At 68.9% G+C, this 16251-nt stretch carries 15 protein-coding genes; 10 read left to right on the top strand and 5 right to left on the bottom strand.

Annotated elements, in window-relative coordinates:
• Positions 1 to 2: 2 nt before the first annotated feature.
• Complete coding sequence (locus KU887_RS13915) at positions 3 to 1379, bottom strand: nucleobase:cation symporter-2 family protein (protein ID WP_006496806.1); 1377 nt, start codon at positions 1377 to 1379, stop codon at positions 3 to 5.
• Between the two features lie 438 nt (positions 1380 to 1817).
• On the opposite strand from KU887_RS13915, the gene KU887_RS13910 reads away from it, so the two are divergent.
• The 3 genes from KU887_RS13910 to fghA all read left to right on the top strand — a co-directional run bounded on the left by KU887_RS13910 (position 1818) and on the right by fghA (position 5485).
• Complete coding sequence (locus KU887_RS13910) at positions 1818 to 3299, top strand: xylulokinase (RefSeq protein WP_258250433.1); 1482 nt, start codon at positions 1818 to 1820, stop codon at positions 3297 to 3299.
• A 214-nt stretch (positions 3300 to 3513) separates the two neighbouring features.
• A complete protein-coding gene (locus tag KU887_RS13905; protein WP_059824848.1) occupies positions 3514 to 4620 on the top strand; it encodes an S-(hydroxymethyl)glutathione dehydrogenase/class III alcohol dehydrogenase in 1107 nt (368 codons plus the stop codon).
• A 16-nt stretch (positions 4621 to 4636) separates the two neighbouring features.
• A complete protein-coding gene (gene fghA / locus KU887_RS13900; protein ID WP_034201415.1) occupies positions 4637 to 5485 on the top strand; it encodes an S-formylglutathione hydrolase in 849 nt (282 codons plus the stop codon).
• A gap of 133 nt (positions 5486 to 5618) precedes the next feature.
• On the opposite strand, the gene KU887_RS13895 is transcribed toward fghA, so the two are convergent.
• The 4 genes from KU887_RS13895 to KU887_RS13880 are packed head-to-tail and all read right to left on the bottom strand — an operon-like array spanning position 5619 to position 8713.
• Positions 5619 to 6401, bottom strand: coding sequence for a metal ABC transporter permease (locus KU887_RS13895; RefSeq protein ID WP_006483758.1), 783 nt, complete (start codon positions 6399 to 6401; stop codon positions 5619 to 5621).
• The gene (locus tag KU887_RS13890) at positions 6394 to 7278 is read right to left on the bottom strand and encodes an ABC transporter ATP-binding protein (RefSeq protein ID WP_080323804.1); all 885 of its coding nucleotides are present in this window, start codon (positions 7276 to 7278) and stop codon (positions 6394 to 6396) included. Before KU887_RS13890 ends, KU887_RS13895 begins: the two co-directional genes overlap by 8 nt.
• 17 nt (positions 7279 to 7295) lie before the next feature.
• Positions 7296 to 8207: a metal ABC transporter solute-binding protein gene (locus KU887_RS13885; RefSeq protein WP_048988956.1), complete on the bottom strand. Its 912-nt coding sequence runs from the start codon at positions 8205 to 8207 to the stop codon at positions 7296 to 7298.
• Between the two features lie 44 nt (positions 8208 to 8251).
• Positions 8252 to 8713: a Fur family transcriptional regulator gene (locus tag KU887_RS13880; protein ID WP_006483754.1), complete on the bottom strand. Its 462-nt coding sequence runs from the start codon at positions 8711 to 8713 to the stop codon at positions 8252 to 8254.
• A 327-nt stretch (positions 8714 to 9040) separates the two neighbouring features.
• Between KU887_RS13880 and KU887_RS13875 the strand changes: the two genes are divergently transcribed.
• From KU887_RS13875 to KU887_RS13845, 7 genes are all read left to right on the top strand, one after another.
• A complete protein-coding gene (locus KU887_RS13875) occupies positions 9041 to 9817 on the top strand; it encodes an L-iditol 2-dehydrogenase (RefSeq protein WP_006483759.1) in 777 nt (258 codons plus the stop codon).
• A 78-nt stretch (positions 9818 to 9895) separates the two neighbouring features.
• Positions 9896 to 10852 (top strand): sugar kinase, encoded by a 957-nt coding sequence (locus KU887_RS13870; protein WP_006496500.1) that lies wholly within the window; start codon positions 9896 to 9898, stop codon positions 10850 to 10852.
• Positions 10840 to 12192: a D-tagatose-bisphosphate aldolase, class II, non-catalytic subunit gene (locus tag KU887_RS13865; protein ID WP_258250432.1), complete on the top strand. Its 1353-nt coding sequence runs from the start codon at positions 10840 to 10842 to the stop codon at positions 12190 to 12192. The genes KU887_RS13870 and KU887_RS13865 overlap by 13 nt, the downstream gene beginning before the upstream one ends.
• A 72-nt stretch (positions 12193 to 12264) precedes the next feature.
• Positions 12265 to 13590 carry a sugar ABC transporter substrate-binding protein gene (locus KU887_RS13860; protein WP_048988958.1) on the top strand — a complete coding sequence of 442 codons (1326 nt, stop codon included), beginning with the start codon at positions 12265 to 12267 and terminating at the stop codon, positions 13588 to 13590.
• Positions 13591 to 13703: 113 nt separating this feature from the next.
• On the top strand, positions 13704 to 14657 hold the full coding sequence (locus KU887_RS13855) for a carbohydrate ABC transporter permease (RefSeq protein WP_006496497.1): 954 nt from the start codon (positions 13704 to 13706) through the stop codon (positions 14655 to 14657).
• Positions 14654 to 15505 carry a carbohydrate ABC transporter permease gene (locus tag KU887_RS13850; protein WP_258250431.1) on the top strand — a complete coding sequence of 284 codons (852 nt, stop codon included), beginning with the start codon at positions 14654 to 14656 and terminating at the stop codon, positions 15503 to 15505. Before KU887_RS13855 ends, KU887_RS13850 begins: the two co-directional genes overlap by 4 nt.
• Positions 15502 to 16200 (top strand): HAD family phosphatase, encoded by a 699-nt coding sequence (locus KU887_RS13845; RefSeq protein ID WP_006496495.1) that lies wholly within the window; start codon positions 15502 to 15504, stop codon positions 16198 to 16200. Before KU887_RS13850 ends, KU887_RS13845 begins: the two co-directional genes overlap by 4 nt.
• Positions 16201 to 16251: the final 51 nt, after the last annotated feature.

Genomic DNA, 16251 nt, shown 5'->3' with positions numbered 1-16251 from the left:
GATCAGTGGTGCACGTCGGCGGGCCGTCCGTCGAAGTCGTGTCCGGCGCGACGGATGTCGCAGCGCGCATCCTTTTCGCCTTTCACGCCGTTGAACACGATGTTCAGGATCACGGCCGAGGCCGATGCCAGCAGGATGCCGCTATGCAGGATCGGTGCCAGCGCGGGCGGCAGCTTCGAGAAGAAGTGCGGCGACACGACCGGCACGAGGCCCATGCCGACGCTCACGGCGACGATGAACAGGTTGTGCGAGTTGTTCACGAAGTCGACCTTCGACAGCACCTTGATGCCGTTCGCGGCGACCATCCCGAACATCACGATGCCTGCGCCGCCGAGCACGAACGGCGGCACCGACGCGACGACCTGCGCCATCTTCGGGAACAGGCCGAGCAGCACGAGGATCACGCCGCCCGTCGCACACACGAAGCGGCTCTTCACACCCGTCACGCCGATCAGGCCGACGTTCTGCGAGAACGACGTATGTGGGAACGAATTGAAGATGCCGCCGATCAGCGTGCCGAGGCCGTCGACGCGCAGGCCGCGCACGAGGCGCTCCTGATTGACCGGGCGATCGACCATGTCGCCGACCGCGAGGAACATGCCGGTCGATTCGATGAACGTGACGAACATCACCGTGACCATCGTCACGATCGACAGCGGATCGAAGTGCGGCAGGCCGAAGTGGAACGGCATCACGAAGCCGACCCACGGCGCATGCGCGACGCCGTCGGTGTTCACGCGGCCGATCGCGAAGGCGATCGCGAAGCCGGCGACGATGCCGAGCAGCACCGAGATGTTCGCGACGAAACCGCGGCCGTACTTGTTGATCAGCAGGATCAGCGTGAGCACGAGCAGCGACAGGCCGAGATAGACCGGGCTGCCGTACTCGGGGTTGCCGACGCCGCCGGCTGCCCAGTTGATGCCCACTTCCATCAGCGACAGCCCGATCACGGCGATCACCGTGCCGACGACCACCGGCGGGAAGAACCGCAACAGCTTGCCGATCATCGGCGCGAGCACGATGCCGATGATGCCGGCCGCGATGGTCGAGCCGAAGATGTCGAGAATGCCGAGGCCGGGGTTCGTGCCGATCGCGATCATCGGGCCGACGGCCGCGAACGTGCAGCCCATGATGACGGGCAGGCGGATCCCGAAGATCCACAGGCCGAGCGTCTGGATCAGCGTGGCGATGCCGCACGAAAACAGATCGGCGCTGATCAGGAACGCGATCTGGTCTTTCGGCAGCTTGAGCGCGGCGCCGACGATAAGCGGCACGGCGACGGCGCCGGCGTACATGACGAGGACGTGTTGCAGGCCAAGCGTTACCAGCTTGCCGGTCGGCAGCACCTCATCGCACGGATGGACCGTGTTCGATTGCATCTGTCTCACTCCATGATCTTGTTTTCGGGGTGATACGAAGTTATTCGGAATGAATCCATGCAACAAGAGCACTGGGTTCTATTCCGTTCTTTGCTGGTTCGATATGCCATTTCGGCATGGAGCAGGGGGGCGATCATCGGGAAACTGCCGCAGGAGTGAGGTTCACCGGTTTTATAGCGCTTCAAAATAGCGCCGGCCCCCATGTCAAATATGGGCCGCTTTATGGTGTGTATCGGGTCGGCCGCATAGTGGCAAAAAGGGGGGGGCGGAAAGCGTGCCGGGTTAACCCGCGAGCGGCCGCTTTTGCGTGCAAGGTGCAGCCCGGTCAAACCCGCCGGCCGAGCGCCGTTTCGACGCGTCGACGTGACGGCAAAAAACGGGGCGCACATCGCGATCCCGTTATCATCGACATCCGTTCATACGAATCCCCCTCACGTCATGCGCCTGCTCGGAATCGACCTCGGCACCGGCTCCGTCAAACTCGTCACGCTCGATGCCGACGGCGTCGAACGGGCGGTCGCGAGCGAACCTTATGCGTTGTCGTCGCCGCAGCCGGGCTGGGCGGAAATCGCGCCCGACACCTGGTGGCAGGCGCTGGTGCGCGCGGCCGCGCGGCTGCCGGCCGACGAGCGGGCGCAGGTCGCGGCGATCGGCTTTTCGGGCCAGATGCATGGCGTCGTGCTGATCGACGCGGCCGGCCAGCCGGTGCGGCCCGCGCTGCTGTGGCCGGACACGCGCGCGGTGCGGGAGGCGGATGCAGCGAGCTGGCCGGCGTCCGGATCGCCCGTCGCCGGAGTGCCCGTCGCCGGGTTGCCCGTCGCCCCGAATCCCGTCGCGCCCGGCATGGCCGGCCCGCTGTTGCGCTGGCTGGCCACGCACGAACCCGCTGCGCTGCGCGCCGCGCGCTGGGCCGTGCAGCCGAAGGACTGGCTGCGCATCGCGCTCGGCGGCGATGTCGCGGCCGATCCGAGCGACGCGTGCGCAACCGCGCTCGCGACGCCCGACGGCGCGTGGGACAACGCATTGATCGACACGCTCGGCTTGCCGACCGACCGCTTCGCGCCGGTGCGTGCGTCCACCGCGCGCTGCGGCGTGCTCGGCGCGCAGGCTGCCGCCGCGCTCGGCCTGCCGGCCGGCGTGCCGCTCGCGACGGGCGCGGCCGATACCGCGTGCGCGGCGCTCGGCAGCGGGCTGGCCGTCGCAGGCGACGCGCTGCTGACGACCGGCAGCGGCGGGCAGATCGTCGTGCTCGCGGACGCGTTGCCGCCCGCGCGGCGCGGCTTGCATCGCTATCGTGAGGCGGCCGGCGGCGGCTATTACACGATGGCCGCGATGCAGAACGTCGGGCTCGCGCTCGAAGCCGTGCGCGGCTGGCTCGGCTACGCGCGATGGGCCGATGCATATGACGATGCGTTCGCGCAGCCGGCGTCGGAGCGGCTGTGCTTCCTGCCTTACCTGACCGGCGAACGTTCGCCATGGATGAACCCCGATGCGCGCGGCGGCTGGCTCGGCCTCGGGCTCGGCGACACGCGCGGCGCGATGATGCGCGCCGCGTTCGAAGGCGTCGCGTTCGCGTTGCGCGCGGGGCTCGATGCGATCCGCGACGCCGATCGCCGTGATGCCGTGACGACGCTGCGTCTCGCGGGCGGCGGCTCGGTCGATCCGCGCTGGCGCCAGTTGCTCGCCGACGCGCTCGGCGCGTCGCTGCACGCGATCGATTGCCCGAACGCCGCGACGCGCGGCGCCGCGTTGCTCGCGGGCGTCGCGATCGGACATTGGCGTGAAGATGCGTTGCGCGCGCTGGCGTCGACTGCGTCGCCGGTCGCGGCCCCGCACGACGATCGCCGGCTGGCGGCCCGCCACGCGCGCTTCGTCGATCTGTACGTTCGCACGGATGCATGGTTCACGACGGGCGTTTAAACTCGAACACTTGTTCTTTTGCGTCAGCGATGACGCATCCTGGCAAGCCGGCGACCGTTTCCCGCACGCGATGCGCGGCGGGAGCGGCCATCATGGCGAGCACGAGATTCTTTCGCCGTGCCACGCGGCACGGCTTCGACCGCTTTGCACGAAACCCCGGCCGGCGCCGACCCGCGGGCCGGGGCCGATCTCACAGACATACAGGAGTGACACGATGAAGACGAAAGCCGCGATTGCATGGAAGGCCGGTGCGCCGCTCACGATCGAGGAAGTCGATCTCGAAGGGCCGCGCGCCGGTGAAGTGCTGATCGAAGTGAAGGCGACGGGCATCTGCCACACCGACTACTACACGCTGTCGGGCGCCGATCCGGAAGGGATCTTCCCGGCGATCCTCGGCCATGAAGGCGCGGGCGTGGTGGTCGACGTCGGCCCCGGCGTCGGCACCGTGAGGAAGGGCGACCACGTGATTCCGCTCTACACGCCCGAATGCCGCGAGTGCAAGTTCTGCCTGTCGCGCAAGACCAACCTGTGCCAGAAGATCCGCGCGACGCAGGGCAAGGGCCTGATGCCGGACGCGACGTCGCGCTTCTCGCTCGACGGCAAGCCGCTGTTCCACTACATGGGCACGTCGACGTTCTCGAACTACATCGTCGTGCCGGAGATCGCGGTCGCGAAGGTGCGCGAGGACGCGCCGTTCGACAAGATCTGCTACATCGGCTGCGGCGTGACGACGGGCGTCGGCGCGGTCGTGTACTCGGCGAAGGTCGAGGCCGGTGCGAACGTGGTCGTGTTCGGCCTCGGCGGGATCGGCCTGAACGTGATCCAGGGCGCGAAGATGGTCGGCGCGGACAAGATCATCGGCGTCGACATCAACCCGAAGCGCGTCGAGCTCGCGAAGAAGTTCGGGATGACGCACTTCATCAACCCGAACGAGGTCGAGAACATCGTCGACCACATCGTGCAGCTGACCGACGGCGGCGCCGACTACTCGTTCGAATGCGTCGGCAACGTGAAGCTGATGCGCCAGGCGCTCGAGTGCACGCACAAGGGCTGGGGCCAGTCGTTCATCATCGGCGTGGCGGCAGCGGGCGAGGAAATCAGCACGCGCCCGTTCCAGCTGGTGACGGGCCGCGAATGGAAGGGCTCGGCGTTCGGCGGAGCACGCGGGCGCACCGACGTGCCGAAGATCGTCGACTGGTACATGGAAGGCAAGATCAACATCGACGACCTGATCACGCACACGCTGCCGCTCGAGCGGATCAACGAAGGCTTCGACCTGATGAAGGCCGGCGAGTCGATCCGCTCGGTCGTGCTGTACTGACCGGGAGCGAATCGTCATGCTCGAACTCGTTTCCTCGCATGCGTGCCACGGCGGCGAGCAGCGCTTCTACCGTCACGATTCGGCAGTCATCGGCCTGCCGATGAAGTTCTCGGTGTACCTGCCGCCACAGGCCGCGCACGGCCGCGTGCCGGCGCTGTTCTATCTCGCCGGGCTCACGAGTACCGACGAGACGTTCGCGATCAAGGCCGGCGCGCAGCAATACGCGGCGCAGCACGGCATCGCGCTCGTGATGCCCGATACGAGCCCGCGCGGCGCGGGCGTGCCGGGCGAGACGGATGCGTGGGACTTCGGCGTCGGCGCGGGCTTCTACGTCGATGCGACCGAAGCGCCGTGGTCGACGCACTACCGGATGGAGTCGTACGTGACGGGCGAGCTGCGCGAGCTCGTCGCGGCCGAACTGCCGATCGACGGCGCGCGGCTCGGCATCTTCGGCCACTCGATGGGCGGGCACGGCGCGCTGACGCTCGCGTTGCGTCATCCGGGGCTGTACCGGTCGGTGTCGGCGTTCGCGCCGATCGCCGCGCCGACGCGCTGCCCGTGGGGCGAGAAGGCGTTCTCCGGCTATCTCGGCGCCGATCGCGACGTGTGGAAGGCGCACGACGCGAGCGAGCTGGTCGCGCGCGCCGATGCGCCGAAGTTCGCGGACGGCATCCTCGTCGATCAGGGGCTGGCCGATCAGTTCCTCGCGAACCAGCTGAATCCCGACGTATTCGAAGCCGCGTGCGCGAAGGCCGGCCAGCCGCTGACGCTGCGCCGCCATCCGGGCTACGACCACGGCTACTACTTCATCTCGACGTTCATCGCCGATCACCTCGCGCATCACGCGCGCGTGCTGGCGCGGTGAGCAGGGGCGCAAGCCGGTAACGCACACGGCGCGCCGCACGCGATTGCGAGCGCATGAAAAAACGCCGGCGCTGCCCTCGGGCACGCCGGCGTTTTCTTTGATCGGCATCGGGCGGCGATGCGCCGGGCCGCGATCAGTTGCGTCGCAACAGGCTCGCGCCGTACACGAGCGCCGACAGCGCGGTGATCCAGAAGCTCGTCGGCCAGTCGGTGTGATACGCGAGCACGATGCCGGCCCACGCTTCGAACAGCGCGAACAGCGCGGCGAGCAGCACGCCCGTCGACAGTCGCGTCGACACATTCTGCGCGGCCGCCGCCGGCCCGACCAGCAGCGTGAACACGAGCAGCACGCCGACGATTTGCGTGGCCGCGGCCACCGCGAGCGCGCACACCGCGAGGAACAGCATCGACACCGTGCGCAGCGACACGCCCTTGGCTTCGGCCAGTTCGGGCTGCAGCGACGCGAACAGCAACGGCCGCGCGATCAGCGCGAGCGCGGCGAGGCTCACCGCGCCGATGCCCGCGAGCACCGCGAGCGTGTCGTGGCTGACCGCGAGCACGTTGCCGAACAGCAGTGCGGTGACCTGCGTCGCGAACGACGTGTAGAAGTGCAGGAACAACAGGCCGAAGCCGAGTGCGCCCGACAGGATCACGCCGATCGCGACGTCGCGGCCCGCGAGCTTTTCGCCGAGCGCGCCCATACCGATCCCGGCCGCGAGCGTGAAGCCGACCATCCCCCAGATCGGCGAGACGCCGAGCAGCACCGCGCCCGTCGCGCCGGTGAAGCCGACGTGCGACAGCGCGTGGCCGGCGAAGGTCTGCCCGCGCAGCACCAGGAAGTAGCCGACGATGCCCGCGAGCACCGCGACGATTCCCGACGCCGCGAAGGCGTTGATCATGAAGTCGTATTCAAACATCGTGCGAATGCCCGGGATGAGCGTGTCCGTGGTGGTGGTGGCCGTGGCCGCCGCCGTGCGAATGGCCGTCGTCGTCCTCGTGTTCGTGATCGTGCTTCTCGATCTCGACGTCGCCCGACATCACGAAGATCTTGCCGTTCACGCGCATCACGTCGATCGGCGATCCGTAGAGCCGCGACAGCACGGGTTTCGTGATCACCTCGTCGACGGTGCCGAGCGCCGCCACGCCGTTGCCGAGATACAGCACGCGGTCGAGCGCGTTCAGCAGCGGATTCAATTCGTGCGCGGAGAACAGCACGGTGATGCCGAGCTCGCGCTGCACGTTGCGCACGAGCTCGACGACGCCGCGCTGGTGGTTCGGGTCGAGGCTGATCAGCGGCTCGTCGAGCAGCAGCAGCTTCGGGTCGCCGAGCAGGCATTGCGCGAGCAGCAGCCGCTGCCGCTCGCCGCCCGACAGTTCGGACAGCGGGCGGCGCGCGAGCGACGGGCCGCCGACGAGGTCGAGCACGCGATCGACGTCGCAGCGCGTGGCCGCGTTCGTGTGCGGCAGGCCCCAGCGGTGGCCGTCGGCGGCCATCGCGACGAAGTCGTAGCCGCGCATCCGGCGGTTCGCGAGGCCGCTCCGGATCTGCGGCATGTAGCCGATCGACGGGTTGCCGCGCACGACCGGCACGCCGCCGACCGACAGCGTGCCGGCCGACACGGGCACGAGGCCGAGCACCGCGCGCATCAGCGTCGTCTTGCCCGCGCCGTTCGGCCCGAGCACGCCGACGAATTCGCCGGGCTCGATCGAGAAGCTGACGTCGCGCAGGATCGTGCGGCCGCCCAGTTCGAGCGTGACGCGATCGACGGCGAGGGCGTGGGGAGTGGCGGTCATGACGTTACGGTTGTCGGTTACTTGCCGGCTGAGAGCGCGTTGCCGAGCGCGGCGAGCTGGCCGCTCATCCATTGCTGGAAGGTCTTGCCGGCCGGCTGCGTCTCGGTGACGCTGACGGTCGGCACGCCGCCGTCGCGCGCGACCTTCAGCATGCGCTTGGTCATCGGCTCCTCGGCCTGGCTGTTGTAGATCAGCACGCGCACCTGCTTCTTGCGCAGATCGTTCTCGAATGCGGCGACGTCCTGCGCGCTCGCCTCGGTGTCGTTCATCGTCGCGAGCTGGAAGCGCTGGTTGCGCATGTCGAGGCCGATCGCGTCCGACATGTAGCCGAACACGGGCTCGGTGGCCGTCACGGGCACCCCCTTGAACTTGGCGCGCAGTGCGGCGACCTGGTCGTCGACGGGTTTCAGCGATGCGACGAACTTCTGCAGGTTCGCCTCGTATTCGGCCTTGTTCGCCGGGTCGGCGCGGCCGAGTTCGGCCGCGATCGCGCGTGCGGCCGCCGGCATCGTCGCCGGGTCGTACCACAGGTGCGGGTTGTCGCCGGCCTTCTTGCCGACGAGATCGGCGACGACGATCGTCGCGCGCTTCGCCTGTTTCGACGCGCCGAGCAGCTTGCCCATCCACGGATCGTAGTCGGCGCCGTTGTAGATCACGACCTGCGCGTGCTGGAGCGCGCGGGCCGTCTTCGGGCTCGCTTCGAACAGGTGCGGATCCTGATCCGGATTGCTGAGGATGCTGGTGACCGCGACGTGGCGGCCGCCGATCTGCGACGCGACGTCGCCGTAGAAATTCTCGGCGGCGACGACGTTGACGGTCGCGGCCTGCGCGACCACGGGCGCGGCGAACGACAGCGCGGCGACGGCGGCGGCCAGCCAGCGGACAGGCGACAGGGCGCGCCGCGGCGCGCGCTTCAGGGCAATGGACATGGAACTCCTCGTTGGAAGGGCGGCGCGTACGCCGCGATTCGGCGTCAGCGCTGTGCGGGCTTGCGCTTGCAGTGTCCGCACAGGCCGCTCAGCTCGACGACCTGGTGGTGGACTTCGAAACCGTGCGCGGGCTCGCTCGCGGACAACTGCTTCGCGAGGTCGCCGCCGGGAATCTCGACGGTGTCGCCGCACGAATCGCAGATCAGGAACTGGCCTTCGTGCGGCACGCCGATCTCGCAGCACGCGAAGAATGCGTTCTTCGATTCGATCCGGTGGATGAAGCCGTGCTCGACGAGGAAATCCAGCGCGCGATAGACGGTCGTCGGCGGCACCCGGCCGCGCTGCGGTTCGAGTTCGGCGAGCAGGTCGTACGCGCCGATCGGGCGTTGCGCGGCCAGCACGCGTTCGTAGACCTGGCGGCGCAGCGGTGTCCACGCGAGCCCGTGTTCGGCGGCGAATGCGTCGGCCCGGGACAGCCGGGCGTCAATGGGCGATGAGGTAGCCATGGCGTGAAGCAGGCGATGAAACACAGTACGGCGATGATATAACGTATCGCCGCGCCGTGCAGCGCGAATTCCGCGTTCCGCGTCGCTCCGTCCCCTTCATGACCGCTCCCACTGCGCCGCACCGTGCGCGCCGCACCTTGCCGCGCGGGCGCGACCGGGCGTCGCCATGCGCCGCCGTGCCGCAGCGCGTCATAGAAAGCCGTCGCGTCGTCTTGACAGCGCGTATCGCGTATCCGATCATTCGATCACCAACAGAGCAATTGATCGGTTTGCGAGCGTTCGCTCACCTCGTGACCGTCGTACAGCAGAACGAACCGGAGACAGCCAGTGAGACTGGAAGACAAGGTCGCGATCCTGACGGGCGCCGCAAGCGGCATCGGCGAGGCGGTCGCGCAACGCTATCTGGACGAGGGCGCGCGCTGCGTGCTCGTCGACGTGAAGCCGGCAGGCGGCTCGCTCGCGCGGCTGATCGAGGCCAACCCGGGCCGCGCGGTGGCCGTCACGGCCGACGTCACGCGCCGCGACGACATCGCGCGGATCGTCGCCACGGCGGTCGAGCGCTTCGGCGGCGTCGACATCCTGTTCAACAACGCGGCGCTGTTCGACATGCGCCCGCTCCTCGACGAATCGTGGGACGTGTTCGACCGGCTGTTCTCGGTCAACGTGAAAGGGCTGTTCTTCCTGATGCAGGCGGTCGCGCAGCGGATGGTCGAGCAGGGGCGCGGCGGCAAGATCGTCAACATGTCGTCGCAGGCCGGCCGTCGCGGCGAGGCGCTCGTTTCGCACTACTGCGCGACCAAGGCCGCGGTGATCAGCTATACGCAGTCGGCCGCGCTCGCGCTCGCGCCGCACCGGATCAACGTGAACGGCATCGCGCCGGGCGTCGTCGACACGCCGATGTGGGAGCAGGTCGATGCGCTGTTCGCGCGCTACGAGAACCGGCCGCTCGGCGAGAAGAAGCGGCTCGTGGGCGAAGCCGTGCCGCTCGGCCGCATGGGCGTGCCGGGCGACCTGACGGGCGCCGCGCTGTTCCTCGCGTCGGCCGACGCCGACTACATCACCGCCCAGACGTTGAACGTCGACGGCGGCAACTGGATGAGCTGACGTGGCGCCGCTCGCACGCGCCACCCGCCGGCCGGCCCGCGACGCCGCGGCCGCCGTCGCACGAGGAGGGCTCGCCTGATGGCCGAGATCGTCGTCGCCGGCGAACTGCTGGCGGAATTCGTCGCCGCCGAGCGCGGCCAGGGTTTCGATACGCCGGGCCTGTTCGCCGGGCCGTTCCCGAGCGGCGCGCCGGCGATCTTCGCCGACCAGGCCGCCCGGCTCGGCGCGCGCGTCGCGTATGCGGGCTGTGTCGGCCGCGATGCGTTCGGCGACGCGATCGTCGCGCGGCTCGCCCGCGACGGCGTCGACGTCGCGCGCATCCGCCGCGTCGCCCGCCCGACCGGCACCGCGTTCGTCGCGTATCGCGACGACGGCTCGCGCAGTTTCGTCTTCACGCTTTCCACCAGCGCGGCCGCGTGCGTCGATGCGTCCGACGTCGACACCGCGATGTTCGACGGCTGCCGCTACTTCCACGTGATGGGCTCGTCGCTGACGAGCGAATCGGCGATCGCCGCGGTGCAGCGCGGCGTGATCGAGGCTGCGCGCGCCGGCGCCAAGGTGTCGTTCGATCCGAACGTGCGGCCCGAAATGCTGAGTTTCCGCCCGATGCGCGCGGCCCTCGACGAGATGCTCGCCGCGTGCCACCTGTTCCTGCCGAGCGAAGCCGACCTGCCGTTCTTCTGCGGGCCGCAGCCGGCCGAGCGCGCGATCGCCGGCCTGCTCGCGACCCATCCGCTGCTCGAGCGGGTCGTGCTCAAACGCGGCGCGCAAGGCAGCGTCGCGTTCGAGCGCGCGCACCGGGCCGACGCGCCGGCGTTCGCGGTCGACGAAGTCGATCCGACCGGCGCCGGCGACTGCTTCGGCGGCACGCTGGTCGCGAGCCTCGTCGCGGGCTTGGCCGTCGACGTCGCGTTGCGTCGCGCGAACGCGGCCGGCGCGATCGCGGTCACGCGGCGCGGCCCGATGGAGGGCAACAGCAGCGCGGCCGAGATCGACCGCTTCCTGACCGAACGGGGGATCGCATGTCCGGCCTGACGACCGTTGCCGAACGCACGCGCACCGCGCATGCGGACACCGTGCTGCGGATGATCTTCGACGCGAACCGCGCGGACGCGCAGCGCGGCATCTATTCGGTCTGCAGCGCGCACCGGCTGGTGCTGGAGGCCGCGTGCGAAGCGGCGCGCGCGGACGGCTCGCCGCTGTTGATCGAGGCGACCTGCAATCAGGTGAACCATCTCGGCGGCTATACGGGCATGACGCCGGCCGATTTTCGTCGCGACGTCGATGCGATCGCCGCGCGCTGCGGGCTCGCGCCGTCGGCGCTCGTGCTCGGCGGCGACCATCTCGGCCCGAATCCGTGGCGGCACCGTCGCGCGGCCGACGCGATGCGTGAAGCGGCCGCGATGGTCGCGGCCTACGTCGAAGCCGGCTTCGAAAAGATCCACCTCGATGCGAGCATGGCGTGCGCCGACGATCCGGCACAGCTCGACGATCGCACGATCGCCGCGCGCGCGGCCGAGCTGTGCCGCGTCGCGGAAGACGCGGCCGCGCGCGTCGGCATCGCGCCGGTCTACGTGATCGGCACCGAGGTGCCGACGCCGGGCGGCGAGGTGAGCGGCGACGCAAGTAACGACGCGATCGCACGGATCGCGGTCACGCGCAGCGACAGCATCGCGGCGACGCTCGATGCGCACCGCCGCGCGTTCTCCGCGGCCGGGCTCGACGATGCGTGGACGCGCGTCGTCGCGGTCGTCGCACAGCCGGGCGTCGACTTCGACGATCGCCACGTGCTTGATTACGACAGTGCCAAGGCAGCGTCACTGGGCGCGAGTATCCTGCAGACACCGCGCCTCGTGTTCGAAGCGCATTCGACCGACTACCAGACCGAGGCGGCGCTCGCCGCGCTGGTGCGCGACCACTTCGCGGTGTTGAAGGTCGGCCCCGCGCTGACGTTCGCGCTGCGCGAGGCGCTGTTCGCGCTGACGTTCATCGAGGACGCGCTGATCGACGACGTCGCGCAGCGCTCGCGATTGCGCGACGTCGTCGATGCGGCGATGCGCGCGCTGCCCGAACACTGGGCGCCGTACTACCGCGGCGACGAGACCGCGCAGCGGCTCGCGCGCCAGTTCAGCTACAGCGACCGCATCCGCTATTACTGGCTGCAGCCGGCCGTCGCGGCCGCGGTCGAGCAGCTGTTCGACAACCTCGCGCGGCAGCCGGTGCCGGAGACGCTCGTCGCGCAGTGGCTGCCGGATGTCTACGCGGCATGCCGCGCGGGCGGCCTCGCGAAGGCGCCGCGCGCATGGGTGCGCCACCGGATACGCGACGTGATCGCGCACTATGCGCGCGCGTGCGGCATGCAGCGGCCGGCATGACGGGCCGCGAAGGAAACGACGCAACACCGACGCAAGACCGACGACATTTCGAACAATCACAGGAGACATGCCATGCAACGAAAGATGCTCGACGCCGCCGCCCGCTGTTTCGCCGGAGCCGCGCTCGCGACGGCGGCCTGCGCGGCGTCCGCCGGCACGCTGACGATCGCGACGCTGAACAACCCCGACATGATCGAGCTGAAGAAGCTGTCGCCGGCGTTCGAGAAGGCGAACCCCGACATCAAGCTGAACTGGGTGATCCTCGAGGAGAACGTGCTGCGCCAGCGCGCGACGACCGACATCACGACCGGCAGCGGCCAGTTCGACGTGATGGCGATCGGCACCTATGAAACGCCGCAGTGGGGCAAGCGCGGCTGGCTCGCGCCGATCACGGGCCTGCCGGCCGATTACGACCTGAACGACATCGTGAAGACCGCACGCGACAGCCTGTCGTACAACGGCCAGCTCTACGCGCTGCCGTTCTACGTCGAAAGCTCGATGACGTTCTACCGCAAGGACCTGTTCGCGGCGAAGGGGCTGAAGATGCCTGACCAGCCGACCTACGACCAGATCGCCGAATTCGCGGACAAGCTCACCGACAAGTCGAAGGGCACCTACGGGATCTGCCTGCGCGGCAAGGCCGGCTGGGGCGAGAACATGGCGTACGTGTCGACGGTCGTGAACACGTTCGGCGGGCGCTGGTTCGACGAGAACTGGAACGCACAGCTCACGTCGCCCGAATGGAAGAAGGCGATCAATTTCTACGTGAACCTGCTGAAGAAGAACGGCCCGCCCGGAGCGAGCTCGAACGGTTTCAACGAGAACCTGACGCTGACCGCGTCCGGCAAGTGCGCGATGTGGATCGACGCGACGGTCGCGGCTGGGATGCTCTACAACAAGCAGCAGTCGCAGGTGGCCGACAAGATCGGCTTCGCGGCCGCGCCGGTCGCCGCGACGCCGAAGGGCTCGCACTGGCTGTGGGCATGGGCGCTCGCCGTGCCGAAGACGTCGAAGCAGCAGGACGCCGCGCGCAAGTTCATCGCATGGGCGACGTCGAAGCAGTACATCGAGATGGTCGGCAAGGACGAAGGCTGGGCGTCGGTGCCGCCGGGCACGCGCACGTCGACGTATCAGCGCGCCGAGTACAAGTCCGCCGCGCCGTTCTCGGACTTCGTGCTGAAGGCGATCGAGACGGCCGACCCGAACGATCCGTCGCTGAAGAAGGTGCCGTACACGGGCGTGCAGTACGTCGGGATTCCTGAATTCCAGTCGTTCGGCACGGTGGTCGGCCAGTCGATCGCGGGCGCGGTCGCGGGCCAGATGTCGGTCGACCAGGCGCTCGCCGCGGGCCAGGCCGCGGCCGACCGCGCGGTGCGGCAGGCCGGCTACAAGAAGTAACGCGCAAGCCGTCGCGCGGCCCGCGTCGTGCGCCGTGGCACACGGCGCGGGCCGGCGAGGCGGACAGGCGGGCGGCCGTTCGCGCCCGCGCATCAACCGGAGGGACTCCGATCATGCGTCACCTGCGTCTTCCCCTGAGTCACGCTCACGCGCCGTCGGTCGGCGACGCGTCGTCGCCGCCCGGCGCGCCGCGCCGCGCGCGCGGCGGCGCGAGCTGGCTCGTGTCGCCGTCCGTCGCGGTGCTGCTGCTGTGGATGTCGATTCCGCTCGCGATGACGATCTGGTATTCGTTCTCGCGCTACAACCTGCTGAACCCGGACGTGAAGGGCTTCGCCGGGTTCGACAATTACCGCTTCCTCGCGACCGATCCGTCGTTCCTGCCCGCGATCTGGCACACGCTCGTGCTGATCGGCGCGGTGCTCGCGATCACCGTGGTCGGCGGCGTGCTGATGGCCGTGCTGTTCGACCGCAAGTTCTACGGGCAGGGCGTCGCGCGCCTGCTCGCGATCGCGCCGTTCTTCGTGATGCCGACCGTCTCCGCGCTGATCTGGAAGAACATGATCCTGCATCCGGTGTACGGGCTCGTCGCGAACGCGATGCGCGCGCTCGGGATGACGCCGATCGACTGGTTCGCCGATTACCCGTTGACCGCGGTGATCATCATCGTCGCGTGGCAATGGCTGCCGTTCGCGTTCCTGATCCTGTTCACCGCGATCCAGTCGCTCGACCAGGAGCAGAAGGAAGCCGCGCGCATCGACGGCGCCGGCCCGATCGCGATGTTCTTCTACATCACGCTGCCGCACCTGAAGCGCGCGATCGCCGTGGTCGTGATGATGGAGACGATCTTCCTGCTGTCGATCTTCGCGGAAATCTACACGACGACCGGCGGCGGCCCCGGCGACGCGACGACCAACCTGTCGTACCTGATCTACGCGCTCGGCCTGCAGCAGTTCGACGTCGGCCTCGCATCCGCGGGCGGCATCATCGCCGTCGTGGTCGCGAACGTCGTGTCGTTCTTCCTCGTGCGGATGCTCGCGCGCAATCTGAAAGGGGAATACGAGAAATGAGCGACCTGACCTTCTCGGGCCGGCGCGCGCCGGCCGCGTTCGACCTCGTGCGGCGCGTGCTGCCCGGCACGCTCGCGTGGCTGATCGCGCTCTTGCTGTTCTTCCCGATCTTCTGGATGGCGATCACCGCGTTCAAGACCGAGCAGCAGGCGTACGCGTCGACGCTGTTCTTCATGCCGACGCTCGACAGCTTCCGCGAGGTGTTCGCGCGCAGCAACTACTTCGCGTTCGCGTGGAATTCGATCCTGATCTCGGCCGGCGTCACGGTGATCTCGCTGCTGTTCGCGGTGCCGGCCGCGTACGCGATGGCGTTCTTCCCGAACCACCGCACGCAGAAGGTGCTGCTGTGGATGCTGTCGACCAAGATGATGCCGTCGGTCGGCGTGCTGGTGCCGATCTACCTGCTGTGGAAGAACGCGGGGCTGCTCGATACGGTGTCGGGGCTCGTGATCGTCTACACGCTGATCAACCTGCCGATCGCGGTGTGGATGACCTTCACGTACTTCAACGAGATCCCGAAGGACATCCTGGAGGCCGGGCGCATCGACGGCGCGTCGACGTGGCAGGAAATCGTCTACCTGCTGATGCCGATGGCGCTGCCGGGGCTCGCGTCCACCGCGCTGCTGCTCGTGATCCTGTCGTGGAACGAGGCGTTCTGGAGCATCAACCTGTCGAGCTCGAACGCCGCGCCGCTGACCGTGTTCATCGCGTCGTACTCGAGCCCCGAAGGGCTGTTCTGGGCGAAGCTGTCCGCCGCGTCGCTGCTCGCGGTCGCGCCGATCCTGATCGTCGGCTGGCTGTCGCAGAAGCAGCTCGTGCGCGGGCTCACGTTCGGGGCGGTCAAATGAGCGCGGCAAATCATGGCGTGAACGTGCTGATCTGCGACTGCGACGGCGTGCTGATCGACAGCGAGGCCGTGGCCGCCGACGTGATCGTGCGCGAACTCGATGCGCGCTGGCCGGGCGTCGACGCGCGGCCGGCCGTGATGCCGCTGCTCGGGCTGCGCATCGAGCGCGTGCTGGCCGGGGCGGCCGATGCGGTCGGCCGCACGCTGTCGGCCGACGACGTCGACGCGATCCGCCGCGCGGTGGAGGCCGCGGCCGTCAACGCGCCGATGGTCGACGGCATCGATGCGGCGCTGGCCGCGATTCGACTGACGACGGCCTGCGCGAGCAACAGCTATCGCGCGTACGTCGAGGCGGCGCTCGCACGCACCGGCCTCGCGCGCTTTTTCGGCGACCGGCTGTTCTGCGCGGATTCGGTCGCGCGGCCGAAGCCGGCGCCGGACGTGTATCTGGCGGCCGCGCGCACGCTCGGCGCGGCGCCCGCGAATTGCCTGGTCGTCGAGGACAGCGTGACCGGCATCACCGCGGCGGCGGCGGCCGGCATGACCGTGCTCGGCTTCGTCGGCGGCGGGCACGCATCGGCGGCCCAGATCGACGCGTTGCGCAGCATCGGCGCGCGTCACGTATTCGACGACATGCACGAACTGCCCGGCTACGTCGCGCGCTGGCAGGCGACGGGCGCGGTGCTGCCCCACTAGCAACGATCAGGCGCTGCCTGCACGGCGGCGCATCACGAACGAACGGAGACA

The organism is Burkholderia sp. EMB26, from assembly GCF_024730645.1.
Classification (GTDB): Bacteria; Pseudomonadota; Gammaproteobacteria; order Burkholderiales; family Burkholderiaceae; genus Burkholderia; species Burkholderia cenocepacia.
This window is presented reverse-complemented; position numbering and strand designations above follow the sequence as displayed.